Origin of the sequence: Plantactinospora sp. WMMB782, assembly GCF_049179135.1 — a bacterium.
Lineage (GTDB): Bacteria > Actinomycetota > Actinomycetes > Mycobacteriales > Micromonosporaceae > Plantactinospora.
Map to the genome: position 1 here is coordinate 2,352,775 of NZ_JBMHMC010000007.1, position 12,216 is coordinate 2,364,990.

Here is a 12,216-nt window from a genome sequence, read left to right on the forward strand (position 1 = left end):
CCGTCCCACGCACTGCGGTCCCACGCACACCGCGACGAGCCCCGGCCGGCGAGTGTACGGCCCGACCCCGCTGACCAGGGCGAAAACGGCATGACGCAAAGGTGAACACCGGACGCGGGGAACCGGTCCGGCCGGAGACGCAGGAGGCAGGTCCGACCGGATTCAGCGGGTGACCCGGTCCGGATGTTCCGTGATCCACTCGGCCAGGGTGTCCCGGCGGAACGCCTCGAACAGGCTGTGGCCCTCGGCCGGGTCCAGGCTCTCCACCGCACGCACCGGCCCCCGGTCCGGGTGGTACGTCCAGCCGATACCCACCGCGTCCGCCGCGGCCACCGTACGCAGCGTGCCGAACAGGTCGGGGGCGCTCATCCCGGCCAGGTCCAGGGTCAGGTGCCCGCCGAGCGCGTGCGCGATCTGGGCCACCCGGATCGGGTCGAGTCCGCCGGCCGGGTCGGTGACCTGGTGCAGCAGCGCCTCGGCGAACCGCTGACCGTTGCGGTCCCGGTCGTGCGCCCCCTGCTCCAGCCGGTACCGCTGGCGGAGCAGGTCCTGGGCCGCGACCCCGTCGAGCCGTTGGCAGCCGGCCGGGAATACGCGCCCGGTGTGGACCGAGTCCACCTGCCTCGGCAGGCAGACCCGTACCCCGCCGACCGCGTCGGTGAGCTGGCGCAGCCCGGCGTAGGTCAGGGTGGCGGTCGCGTCGAACCGTACCCCGCTCAGCGCGGTCACGGTCCGCTCGGTCAGCGCGGTCCCGGCCGCCAGGTCGGGCCGGCCGCCGGGGCGGTGGCTGCCGAGGTAGAAGGCGCCGCTCAGCTTCCCGAAACCGTGCCCGGGCACCTCGACGCCGAGGTCCCGGGGGAGCGAGACCAGGTACAGCCGGCTCCGGTCCGCCGGCACGTGCACCATCAGCACGGTGTCCGCGCGGTGTCCGTTACGCCGGCCGTCGCCGCCGTCGACGCCGAGGACGAGGAAGTCCAGCGGCTCGGCCGGGCCGGTCGGTCTGGACGCCACAGGTGTCGCGGCGACCTCCGCCACCGGCCGCTCCGCGACGGTCCGCCCGAGCGTCGGCACCGCCAGCACGCCGAGCATGGCGAGGGCGATCCCGCCGAGCCGGGCGGCCCGGCGCCGACGGCGGCGGCGTACCGCCCGGGCGTCGATCAGGGCCCGCAGCGGTCCGGCCTGCGGGGTCAGCGCCTCGTACCGGGCGAACGCCGCCCGCAGTTCGTCCTCGGCGACCCGGATGTCGTCGTCGCTCATTCAGGCCTCCACGAATTCGGCACGAAGGGTGGCGAGAGCACGCGAGATGGCCGAGCGGACGGTTCCCACCGCGCAGCCGAGCACCTCGGCGATCTCGGCGTCCGGCAGGTCCTCGTAGTAGCGGAGCACGAGCGCGGCGCGCTGCCGGCGGGGCAGCCGGGACAGCCAGTTCCACACCTGGTCCCGCTCCACTGTGGTCTCGGCGTGGTCGGCGCGTACCGCCGTCGTCGTCATCGTCTCGTCGGGCTCGGCGCGCAGCAGCACCCGGCGTACCCAGGAGCCGCGCTGCCAGTCGAGGTACTGGTTCGTCAGCATCCGGCGTACGTACCGTTCCGGCGCGTCGGCCCGGTTCACCCGCCGCCAGTTGAGCTGGACCCGCACCATCGTCTCCTGCACGAGATCCTGGGCGAGATGGGGATCGCCGGTCAGCATCACCGCGTAGCGCAGCAGCGCGGTGAGTCTGGAGTCGGCGAACTCCTCGTACGTCACGGGCACCTCCGGCCTCTCCTCCCTATAGACGGATGCGCGGGACGGGAAGATTGCCCTGACTTGGAACTCGGCCGATCGGCCGGACCCTCGCGCACGGGACAGCCGCGGTGGTGGTAATGGGGGCGACCGATCGTCGCCGAGCTGTCAGCATTGTCGACGTGTTGATCACCGTGACCACCACCCACCAGCCGGCCACCGACCTGGGTTACCTGCTCGTGAAGCATCCCGACCGGGTGCACACCTTCGGGATACCCACCGGTACGGCGTACGTGGTGTATCCGGAGGCCGGCACCGAACGCTGCACCGCCGCCCTGCTCCTCGACATCGACCCGCTGGCGCTGGCCGGCGCACGGTCCCGGCGGGGAAGGTCCGGCCGGGGCGGCAACCCGACGCCGGACGGCTTCACCCTCGGCCAGTACGTCAACGACCGGGGGTACGCCGCCTCCAGCCTACTCTCCTCGGCACTGTCCACAGTGTTCCGGTCTGCGCTGCGCGGCAACTCGAGGGAGCGGCCGGAGCTGGCCGCCACCCCGATCCCGCTGGAGCTGCGGGTGCCCGCGCTGCGCTGCCGGGGCGGCGTCGAACTGGCCGGGAAGCTCTTCGCCCCACTGGGCTGGACGGTGGCCGCCACCCCGATCCCGCTGGACCCCGGCCGTCCCGACTGGGGCGACAGCCGCTACGTCGACCTCACCCTGACCGGCACGGTACGACTCGCCGACGCCCTCAACCACCTCTACGTCCTGCTGCCGGTACTCGACGACGCCAAGCACTACTGGGTGGCACCGGACGAGATCGACAAGCTGCTCCGGGCCGGCGCCGGCTGGTTGGCCGACCACCCGGAACGGGGCCTGATCACCCGCCGCTACCTGGCACACCGGCGGGCCCTGGCCGGTGTCGCCCTGGCCCGTCTCGCCGAGCTGCGGCTCGCCGACGAGCCGGCAGCCGACCTGGACTCCGTCGTGGAGGGTCCGGACCGGGTGGCGGACGAGGACGCCGGACTGCCGGTCACGGTCGACCGGCAGCCGCTCGCGGCGCTGCGCCGGGCCGCCGTACTCGCCGCGCTGGATGCCACCGGCGCCACCCGGGTGCTCGACCTCGGCTGCGGCGGCGGGGCGCTGCTGACCGAGTTGGTGCGCAACCGCCGGTACACCGAGATCGTCGGCACCGACGTCTCGCCCCGGAGCCTGGCGCTCGCGGAGCGGCGCCTCCGGTTGGACCGGCTGCCGGCCCGGCAGCGCGAGCGGATCAAGCTGTGGCAATCCGCGCTCACCTACCGGGACGACCGGCTGTGCGGGTACGACGCCGCCGTGCTGATGGAGGTGGTCGAGCATCTCGACCCGCCGCGCCTGCCGGCGCTGGAGGCGGCGGTCTTCGGGCATGCCCGGCCGGAGACAGTGGTGGTGACCACCCCGAACGTCGAGTACAACGTGCGGTATCCGGGGCTGGCCGAAGGTGGTTTCCGGCATGCCGACCACCGGTTCGAGTGGACCCGGGCCGAGTTCGCGCGGTGGGCCGGCGCGGTCGCGGCCGGTTACGGCTACACCGTCACGCTGAGCGGGGTCGGTGCCGACGACCCCGAGGTCGGCACCCCGACCCAACTCGCACTCTTCACCCGCAGCACGCCCCAACCATCCAGCACGTCCGAAGGCCGCACCGCGCCCGGTCACGGCACCACGTCCGAAGCCCGCACCGCGCCCGGTCACGGCACCACATCCGAAGCCCGCACCGCGCCCGAGACCAACACCGCATCCGGAGGAGGAGGCGACCGATGAGCACACTGGACATTCCCGAGCTGGCGCTGGTGGTCCTGGTCGGCGTCTCCGGCTCGGGCAAGTCGACCTTCGCCCGCCGGCACTTCGCGCCGACCCAGGTGCTCTCCTCGGACATCTTCCGGGCGATGGTGGCCGACGACGAGAACGACCAGTCGGCCTCGGCCGACGCCTTCGAGGTCCTGCACCACGTCGCCGGGAAGCGGCTGCGCGCCGGCCGGCTGACCGTCGTCGACGCCACGAATCTCCAGCAGCACGCCCGGGCCGGGCTGGTCACCGTGGCCAGGGAGCACGACGTCCTTCCGGTGGCGATCGTGCTGGACGTGCCCGAACCGCTCTGCTGGGAGCGGACCCGTCGGCGGCCGGACCGGACCTTCGGCCGGCAGGTGCTCGGGCGGATGCAGCGGGACCTGCGACGCAGCATCGGGCGGCTGGAGCGGGAGGGCTTCCGCAAGGTGCACGTGCTGCGCGGCGTCGAGGAGGTCGAGGCCGCCGAGATCCGCTACCAGAAGCTGTTCAACGACCGGAAGGAGCTGACCGGACCGTTTGACATCGTCGGTGACGTGCACGGCTGCCGGGCCGAACTGGAAGCGCTGCTGCTCCGGCTCGGCTGGACCCTGCACCGGGACACCGCCGGGCGGCCGGTGAACGCGACCCATCCGGAGGGCCGTACCGCGATCTTCGTCGGCGACCTGGTGGACCGGGGGCCGGACTCGCCCGGCGTACTCCGGCTGGTGATGGGGATGGTCGGTGCCGGCACCGCGCTCTGCGTGCCCGACAACCACGAGCAGAAGCTGCTGCGCAAGCTGCGCGGCCGCAACGTCACGGTGTCGCACGGCCTGGCCGAGACGCTGGCCCAGCTCGACGCCGAGGACCCCGGCTTCGTCGTCGAGGTGTCTGCCTTCGTCGACCGGCTGGTCAGCCACTACGTGCTGGACGGCGGGCGGCTGGTGGTCGCGCACGCCGGGCTCAAGGCCGAATACCAGGGCCGGGCGTCCGGCCGGGTCCGCGCCTTCGCGCTCTTCGGCGAGACGACCGGCGAGACCGACGAGTACGGCCTGCCGGTGCGTTACCCGTGGGCCCGGGACTACCGGGGTTCGGCGACGGTCGTCTACGGCCACACCCCGACCCCGGCACCGGAGTGGGTCAACAACACCATCTGCATCGACACCGGCTGCGTCTTCGGCGGCAGTCTGACCGCGCTGCGCTACCCGAGCCGGGAACTCGTCTCGGTGCCGGCGGCGAAGGAGTACTACCCGCCGGCCCGGCCGCTGGGTTCCGTACCGGACGGTGTGGCTGCCGGAGCCTCGGACCCGGCACCGACCGGGCCGCCGGGGGCGGCACGGCTCGGGGCGGGACGGCTGGGACGGCCCGACAGTGCCGGGCGGGACGACCTCGGGCTGGACCTGCGGGACGTCACCGGGCGTCGGCACGTCGACTACGGCTACGGCACGGTGACCGTACCGGCGGAGAACGCCGCCGCCGCGCTGGAGGTGATGAGCCGGTTCGCCGTCGACCCGCGCTGGCTGCCCTGGCTGCCACCGACCATGGCGCCCTGCTCCACCTCGACCGTAGACGGCTTCCTGGAGCACCCCGCGCAGGCGTTCGAGGACTACCGGCGGGCCGGCGTGGACCGGGTGGTCTGCGAGGAGAAGCACATGGGCTCCCGGGCGGTGGTCCTCGTCTGCCGGGACGAGGCCGCGCCGACGACCGCGGTCGGGCCAACGACCGCGGTCGGACCGACGACCGCGGTCCGGCCGGCTGGGCCGGCTGGGCCGGCCGGGTCGACGACGGCGGCCGGCGCCGGGCTGTTCGGTCCCGGCGACGGGGTGGTCTACACCCGTACCGGGCGGCCGTTCTTCGGGGGCGCGCTGGACCGGGAACTGCTGGCCCGGGTACGCGCCGCCATCGGCGGTGCCGGGCTCTGGGCCGAACTCGACACCGACTGGCTGCTGCTCGACTGTGAACTGCTGCCCTGGTCGGCGAAGGCCGGCTCGCTGATCCGGGAACAGTACGCCCCGGTCGGCGCGGCGGGCCGGGCCGCGCTGCCGGCCGTACTCGACGTGTTGGACCGGGCGGCCGGGCGGGACCTGCCGGTCGCCGACCTCCGGGCCCGGATGGCCCGGCGCGGCACCGACCTGGACCGGTACACCGAGGCGTACTCGGGCTACGTGCGGCCGACCGACGGCCTCGCCGGGGTGACCCTGGCACCGTTCGCCGTGCTCGCCAGCGCGGGCGTCTCGCACGCCGGTCGGGACCACGGCTGGCACCTCGGCCTGGCCGACCGGCTGCACGACGCCGATCCGGAGCTGTTCACCCCGACCCGGCGCCGGGTGGTGGAACTCGCCGACGAGACGGCGGTGTCGGCGGCGACGGACTGGTGGCTGGAGCTGACCGGGGCCGGCGGCGAGGGGATGGTGGTGAAGCCGTACGCCGGCTTCGGCGCCCGGGACGCCGACGGCCGGCTGCTCCAGCCGGGGCTGAAGTGTCGTGGCCGCGACTACCTGCGGATCATCTACGGCCCGGAGTACGCCGAACCGGACCAGCTGGCCGTTCTCCGGCACCGGTCGTTGGGGCGTAAGCGGGGGCTGGCCCTGCGCGAGCACGGGCTCGGCCTGGCGGCGCTGGACCGGCTCGCCGAGGGCGCCCCGCTGTGGCGACGGCACGAACTGGTCTTCGCGATCCTCGCCTGCGAGTCCGAACCGGTCGATCCCCGTCTTTAGGTACCCGATCCCCGCCTCCAGGTACGCGACCGCTGCCGGCCGGGCGGCGTGCCCTGCCAGCCGGCAGCGGTCGCGGCTGCTGGCCGGCAGCGGTCGCTTGGCTGGCCGCCCGAGCTGCCGGAGCAGGGCAGGCGTGCCGGAAAAGGGCCCTCCGGTCCGGTCCCGGCACGTCCGGGGCCGGCATCGCGCGGCGGCTGCCGGGAACGTCCGCCTAGACTGCTGTGGTGCCCGCCACCGTGCCATGGCAGCCGCCGCCGCTGGCGGACCCCCTCACCGCGCCATGCCGAGAGTTCCGGAGGTCTCCTCGTGCCGACGCCCACCACCACGCTGGCCCTGGGTCCGGATTGGCTGGATCCGGAGTGGTTGATCTCGACTTTCGGGCTGCTCGGCATCCTGGCCATCGTCTTCGCCGAGTCCGGGCTGCTGATCGGCTTCTTCCTGCCCGGCGACTCGCTGCTGTTCACGGCCGGTCTGCTGACCGCCGACGGCCAGTACATCACCTACCCGCTGTGGCTGGTCTGCCTGCTGATCACGATTGCCGCGATCGCCGGTGACCAGGTCGGGTACGCGTTCGGCAAGAAGGTCGGTCCGGCGCTGTTCCGCCGCCCCAACTCACGGCTGTTCAAGCAGGAGAACCTGCTGAAGGCGCACGACTTCTTCGAGAAGTACGGCGCCCGATCGGTGGTGCTGGCCCGGTTCGTGCCGATCGTCCGCACCTTCACCCCGATCGTCGCCGGGGTCAGCGGGATGCGCTACCGCACCTTCGTGATCTACAACGTGATCGGCGGCATCCTCTGGGGCACCGGGGTCACCGTCCTCGGCTACTTCCTCGGCCAGATCCCGTTCGTCAAGGCGAACATCGAGATGATCCTGATCGGCATCGTCTTCGTCTCGGTGATCCCGATCGTCATCGAGCTGCTCCGGGCCCGGCTCGCCGCCAAGCGCGGCACCACCCCGGCCGAGCGGGCCGAGCTCGAGCACGCCGCCCAGGAGGCCCAGCAGCACCGCCAGGGCTACTGACAGACTGGACGCCCTGCCGCAGACACGCAGCCCGGAGAGGCAGCGGCGCGGCCGGTCACACCCAGGGCAGCGGCGCGGCCGGTCACACGCTGGTCGCGCCGCCCTCGATCCGGGCCAGGAACTCGGCGGGCAGCTCCGGCAACCCGGACTGCCGCCCGGCGACGAGCGCCTGGTAGGTGAGCCGGGCCGCCTCCTCGAGGTTGGCGGCCCGCTTGTGCGCCAGCTCCACGCTGTCGGCCAGCACCGAGCAGCCGTGCCGGCTCAGCACCAGGCAGTTGCTGCCGTCCCGGGTCGCCTCGGCGGCCAACTCGGCCAGTTCGGTGCTGCCGGGCATCCGGAACGGCACCCGGGCAACCCGGCGCAGGTAGAAGCCGTGGTCGGTGGTGACCAGTCGGATCCGCTCGCCGAGCGCGTCGAGCAGCAGCGTGGCCTGCGGGTGCAGGTGCACGATCGCGTTGACGTCCGGCCGGACCCGGTAGGTGGCGAGGTGCAGCTCCAACTCGCTGGTCGGCAGGATCTTCCGCGCGTCGACACCACCGGCGCCAACGGCTCCGGTCGCGTCGACAGCGGCGTCGACGGCTCCGGTGCCAACGACAGCGGCGTCGACAACCGGGGCGTTGACGGCCGAGGTGTCGATGACAGCGGCGTCACCGACGGCAGTGCCATCGGCCGGAACATCCACCGCCGGGGCGTCTACGGCCGGCGCACCGGTGGCCGGCGCGCGGAGGTCAGCGCCGTCCGGGGATCGTTGCGCGGGCAGCGTCATACCGCCCGGGGTGCCATCGCCCGGTCCGGCCTGCCCGGTCGGCCGGCTCGGCTGTGCCGGGCCGGCGTCTGCGGGCGGCGCCCCGGAGCGGAGCGACTCGTCCGGCCGCTCGGGGTGGTCCGCCAGCACCGACCCGTCCGATATCCGCACCCGGACGAAGGACGTAAGGTCAAGCCGGTCCAGCCAGGTGCCGCCAGCGGTCACCCAGCAGGAATCGCCGTCGGGCATCCGGGCGGACAGGTTGCCGCCGGAACCGACCACCAGACCGGTCCGGACGACGTCCCGTCCGACGTACGCGAGCTGATCCCGCAGGTCTCCGCGGAGATAGTTCACGCCTGGAGCCCGCCGCACCCCACCGCCCGAGCAGCGGCTGGACCGTCTGGCGCCGCCCTGTGCGGGCGGGACACCAGACGGGCCGGACGCTGACTCAGCGGGCCTTCTTGGTGGCCCGCTTACGCGGCGGGGTCAGCAGGTCGGCGATCGTGGCGATCGCCGTCGGCACCAACCGGTAGTAGGCCCACACGCCCCGCTTCTCCCGCTCCAGCAAGCCGGCTTCGGTGAGGATGCGGAGGTGGTGGCTGACCGTCGGCTGGGAGAGGCCGAGCGGCGCGGTGAGGTCACACACGCACGCTTCGCCCTCCGGTGCCGACTGGATCAGGCTGAGCAGCCGCAGCCGGGCGGGGTCGGCAAGGGCCTTGAGGACCCCTGCCAGCCGCTCAGCATCGGCTCGCTCGATCGGCTCGCCGGCAAGCGGCGAGATCTGAGGCATAGTCATTTCGGCCAACGCAGTTCCCACGTATTCCATCCTTCCACCAGCAGCATCGACCCGGCTGCATATCAGCAGATCCGAATCGGCAAACTTTTAGGCCACAAGGCCGAGGTCAGCCAACGTATAGGCTGCCCGGTATGGCAATCCGGCGGCTCGTACGGCGTCGACCGCCCCACGATCAACGATAACCGCCACGCCCACGACCTCGGCTCCGGCCTCTTGTAACGCCTCCACCGCGGTGAGCACACTGCCTCCCGTGGTGGAGGTGTCCTCCACCGCCAACACCCGGCGACCACTCACCTCCGGACCCTCGATCCTGCGCTGCAACCCGTGCGTCTTGCCGGCCTTGCGCACCACGAATGCGTCGAGTCGACGCGACGCCGCCGAAGCGGCGTGCAACATCGACACGGCGATCGGGTCCGCACCCAACGTCAGGCCGCCAACCGCGTCGTAGTTCCAGTCCTTCGTGAGGTCCAGCATGACTCGGCCGACCAAAGGTGCCGCCGCGTGATGCAGGGTCACGCGGCGCAGATCGACGTACCAGTCCGCCTCACGACCGGACGACAGCACCACCCGGCCGTGTACGACGGCCAGGTCAGTGATGAATTTACGCAGGTCGTCGTGGTCGCCCATGGCCGGTAAGGGTACTGCGCCAAGGTGAGAGCCGAATGGCCGACCCGGGAAGACGGCCGTTCGCGTCGGTCCGACGGTGGCCGATGGGCCGAGAAATCGGCTACTCTCCGCACTGAATCTTGTCCGCATCCGGGCGTCGTCCGCCCGCCCTGCGGAGCGCGGGACCGGCGAGGGTCCGCCGGATTACAACTTTTCCCGACCGGTACGCCCGCGGGCGTCCCTGGCCACCGCCCGCCAGATCCGGCCCGGCGTGTGCCGCATGCCGAAGACCGCCACCTTGTACTTCCAGTCCGGAACGCTCACCAGACGGTCCCGATCCAGGTCACGGAGGGCGTCCCGGACCACGTCGTCGGCCCGCAGCCACAACCAGTCCGGCGTCTTCGACATGTTGATCCCGGCCCGGTCGTGGAACTCGGTACGGGTGTAGCCGGGGCAGAGCGCCAGCACGCGTACGCCCATCGGCCGGACGGACTGGGCCACCGACTCGCTGAAGTTGGTCACCCACGCCTTGCTCGCCGGGTACGTCGACCCGGGCATGACCGGCCCGAATCCGGCGACGGAAGAGACATTTATCACTGCTCCGTGCCGCCGCTCGGTCATCCCGGGCAGGGCGGCGAGGGTCAGCCGGAGCACCGCGTGCACGTTCAGCCGGAGCAGTCGGGACTCGTCGGCCACCGTCGAGTGCAGGAAGGACCGGTTCAGGCTGATCCCCGCGCTGTTGACGAGCATGTCGACCGGTGCCGACGCGTCGGAGAGCCGCTCCTCGACCGCGCCGCACCCGTCGTCGTCGGCCAGGTCGGCGGGCAGCGCCTCGACCCGGTTGCCGTGCCGGGCGGCCAGTTCGGCGGCGGTGGCGGCCAGCCGCTCGCCGTTCCGGGCCACCAGCAACAGGTCGTAGCCGTCCGCGGCGAGCCGGCGGGCGAACGCGGCCCCGATCCCGGCCGTGGCGCCGGTGACCAGGGCACGACGGCTGCCGTTCCGGTCCGCCCCGGTGCCCGGACCGGCGCCGGTGCCGGGCGGGGGAACGGCTGCGGCCACTGCGCTTCCTCACCTCGACGACTTCGCGGACGAACGGCGGTCGACGGAAACCGTCGAGGTGGGCCGCGGCGCGGGTGCCACCGACACGGCGGCACCCGGGACTCCCCCGACCGGCGCCACCGCTCCCACAAGGTAGCCGAGTCGCCGGGATCGGAAAAGCCGTGCCGGGTACCGGAAGACCGCCGGCCGTGCGCCCGAGAGCTGGGGCCGCGAAGCGTCGACAGGTACGCCGGAAAAGCCGGATCCCCCGGCGGCCGGGGCCGACCGGGGGATCCTCGGTGCTGCGGGAGTTCAGTTCGACGGCGGGTTCGGCGGGTTGCCCGGCGGGTTCGACGGCGGCTGCTGCCCCGGCGGTGGGTACTGCGGGTAGCCGGGATCGGTGCCCGCGCCCGGCTGCTGCCCGGACGCCGGGTACTGCGGATATCCGGGCTCGCCGCCGCCCGGCTGCCCCGGGTAGGCCGCACCCGGCAGTGCCGGGTCCACGCCCGCCGGCTGCTTGCGGAAGAACTCGTTCGACGCGGGCAGCGCGAGCAGGATGATGGCGGCGACCAGCGCCAGCAGCGCGACGATCGAGCAGATCAGCGTGAGCGGCGCGCTCCAGGAGGGCAGTTCCGCCTCCAGCCGGCGCTGCACCTCGGCCGGGTCCGGGACGTCCGCTGCGGAGCCGCCACCGGTGCCCATTCCGGAGAACGCCGTGCCACCGACGCCGAGGCCGGTGCAGCAGACGCCGAGACCGGCGACCACCCAGGTGGCGATCCGGGCGCCGTTGCGGCCCTGGTTGTTCAGCAGGGCCAGCGCCACCAGTGCGATGGCGATCAGCAGTTGCAGGATGGCGCTGACCACGGTGGTGCCGACGACGAAACCGTCGGCGCCTTCGAGGGAACTACCGGCGTACGCCTCGCGGTAGACGGTGGAGACGGTTCCGACGGTGGCGAAGCTGACCGCCGCGCTGACGGCGATCAGGGCGGCCGCGAGATAGAGCAGGTAACTCGCGTTGGTGACGGTGCCCGGGCGCGGCCTCGCGGTCGGCGCGGGATTCGCTGGTTCCGACACGACTCTCCTTTTCCTGGCTCGGGTCCCCGGAGCGGGGGTCCCCGGGATCGGTTGTGCGGGTCGAGTGTTCCCGGAGCGGAAGTCGGTTATTCCGGACCACCGTATCGGTTCGCGTCCCGTGGGCCAGGGCTGAACCGCCGCCGGTTCCGGTCGGCGGCCGGTCCGGGCGGCGGGCCGGCGCGACGGCCGGTCCTGACCGGGCCGGCCGGCCCGGCACGACGGTCAGTCCTGACCGGACCGGGTCGGGTGCTCCGGCACGGTGGTCAGTCCTGGCCGAGCCGGGCGGCGGCGTACTCGCCGAGGGTGGTCTGGTCCATCAGGCAGCCGCTGAAGGTGGTCAGCTCGGCCCGGTCGTCCAGCAGCCCTCGCCAGGCATCCCGGGCGGCCGCCGGGTCCAGCCGGTCGAGCAGCGTCGCCGCGTACGCCTTGCCGGCTGCCGAGCCGTTCGCCAACAGCCAGGTCAGCCGGGGACGGATCTCCTCGCCCCGGTCCGGCAGTGCCGCCTCCACGGTCCGGTACGCCTCGGTCGGCACCAGCACCTGGCCCGCGAGACCCACCCCGCCGAACGCGACCACGTCGGCGTCGGCCAGCTCGCGTACCGCCGTCGTCAGGTCTTCGCGCTCTCCCGGTAACTCGCTCATGTCCCAATGGTCACCCGTGCCGGGCCGGAGCGCTCGCCGGCCGCGTCGTCCACGACCG

Annotated in this window: 11 protein-coding genes; 3 read left to right on the plus strand and 8 right to left on the minus strand. The window is 73.0% G+C overall.

The genetic code is table 11. From position 1 onward, the window contains the following. Positions 1 to 162: 162 nt before the first annotated feature. Both ACN28A_RS12790 and ACN28A_RS12795 read right to left on the minus strand, forming a co-directional pair. On the minus strand, positions 163 to 1,257 hold the full coding sequence (locus ACN28A_RS12790) for an LCP family protein (protein WP_421395267.1): 1,095 nt from the start codon (positions 1,255 to 1,257) through the stop codon (positions 163 to 165). Next, entirely contained in the window at positions 1,258 to 1,746 is a 489-nt protein-coding gene (locus ACN28A_RS12795; protein ID WP_421404343.1) for a SigE family RNA polymerase sigma factor, read from the minus strand. It abuts the gene before it with no gap. 158 nt (positions 1,747 to 1,904) lie between these two features. Here ACN28A_RS12795 and ACN28A_RS12800 point away from each other — a divergent pair, with 158 nt between their 5' ends. From ACN28A_RS12800 to ACN28A_RS12810, 3 genes are all read left to right on the plus strand, one after another. After that, positions 1,905 to 3,518 (plus strand): 3' terminal RNA ribose 2'-O-methyltransferase Hen1, encoded by a 1,614-nt coding sequence (locus ACN28A_RS12800; protein ID WP_421395268.1) that lies wholly within the window; start codon positions 1,905 to 1,907, stop codon positions 3,516 to 3,518. Then, positions 3,515 to 6,238 (plus strand): polynucleotide kinase-phosphatase, encoded by a 2,724-nt coding sequence (locus tag ACN28A_RS12805; protein WP_421395269.1) that lies wholly within the window; start codon positions 3,515 to 3,517, stop codon positions 6,236 to 6,238. Before ACN28A_RS12800 ends, ACN28A_RS12805 begins: the two co-directional genes overlap by 4 nt. 306 nt (positions 6,239 to 6,544) lie before the next feature. Beyond that, positions 6,545 to 7,258: a DedA family protein gene (locus ACN28A_RS12810; protein ID WP_421395271.1), complete on the plus strand. Its 714-nt coding sequence runs from the start codon at positions 6,545 to 6,547 to the stop codon at positions 7,256 to 7,258. Between the two features lie 82 nt (positions 7,259 to 7,340). On the opposite strand, the gene ACN28A_RS12815 is transcribed toward ACN28A_RS12810, so the two are convergent. The 6 genes from ACN28A_RS12815 to ACN28A_RS12840 form a co-directional block, all read right to left on the minus strand. Then, complete coding sequence (locus ACN28A_RS12815; RefSeq protein WP_421395272.1) at positions 7,341 to 8,357, minus strand: class II aldolase/adducin family protein; 1,017 nt, start codon at positions 8,355 to 8,357, stop codon at positions 7,341 to 7,343. Positions 8,358 to 8,451: 94 nt separating this feature from the next. Then, entirely contained in the window at positions 8,452 to 8,829 is a 378-nt protein-coding gene (locus ACN28A_RS12820) for an ArsR/SmtB family transcription factor (protein WP_007073957.1), read from the minus strand. Between the two features lie 57 nt (positions 8,830 to 8,886). Next, positions 8,887 to 9,426 (minus strand): orotate phosphoribosyltransferase, encoded by a 540-nt coding sequence (gene pyrE, locus ACN28A_RS12825; protein ID WP_421395273.1) that lies wholly within the window; start codon positions 9,424 to 9,426, stop codon positions 8,887 to 8,889. A gap of 183 nt (positions 9,427 to 9,609) precedes the next feature. Continuing rightward, positions 9,610 to 10,386, minus strand: a complete 777-nt coding sequence (locus ACN28A_RS12830) for an SDR family NAD(P)-dependent oxidoreductase (protein ID WP_421404345.1) — start codon at positions 10,384 to 10,386, stop codon at positions 9,610 to 9,612. A gap of 369 nt (positions 10,387 to 10,755) precedes the next feature. Continuing rightward, positions 10,756 to 11,517 (minus strand): hypothetical protein, encoded by a 762-nt coding sequence (locus ACN28A_RS12835; RefSeq protein ID WP_421395275.1) that lies wholly within the window; start codon positions 11,515 to 11,517, stop codon positions 10,756 to 10,758. A gap of 263 nt (positions 11,518 to 11,780) precedes the next feature. Beyond that, positions 11,781 to 12,158 carry a hypothetical protein gene (locus ACN28A_RS12840; protein ID WP_421395276.1) on the minus strand — a complete coding sequence of 126 codons (378 nt, stop codon included), beginning with the start codon at positions 12,156 to 12,158 and terminating at the stop codon, positions 11,781 to 11,783. Positions 12,159 to 12,216 lie beyond the last annotated feature (58 nt).

Bases quoted from the DNA above. Each gene is read 5' to 3' on its own strand.
- ACN28A_RS12790 (WP_421395267.1), bottom strand. From the start codon at position 1,257: ATGAGCGACGACGACATCCGGGTCGCCGAGGACGAACTGCGGGCGGCG.
- ACN28A_RS12805 (WP_421395269.1), top strand. From the start codon at position 3,515: ATGAGCACACTGGACATTCCCGAGCTGGCGCTGGTGGTCCTGGTCGGC.
- ACN28A_RS12820 (WP_007073957.1), bottom strand. From the start codon at position 8,829: ATGGAATACGTGGGAACTGCGTTGGCCGAAATGACTATGCCTCAGATC.
- pyrE (WP_421395273.1), bottom strand. From the start codon at position 9,426: ATGGGCGACCACGACGACCTGCGTAAATTCATCACTGACCTGGCCGTC.
- ACN28A_RS12840 (WP_421395276.1), bottom strand. From the start codon at position 12,158: ATGAGCGAGTTACCGGGAGAGCGCGAAGACCTGACGACGGCGGTACGC.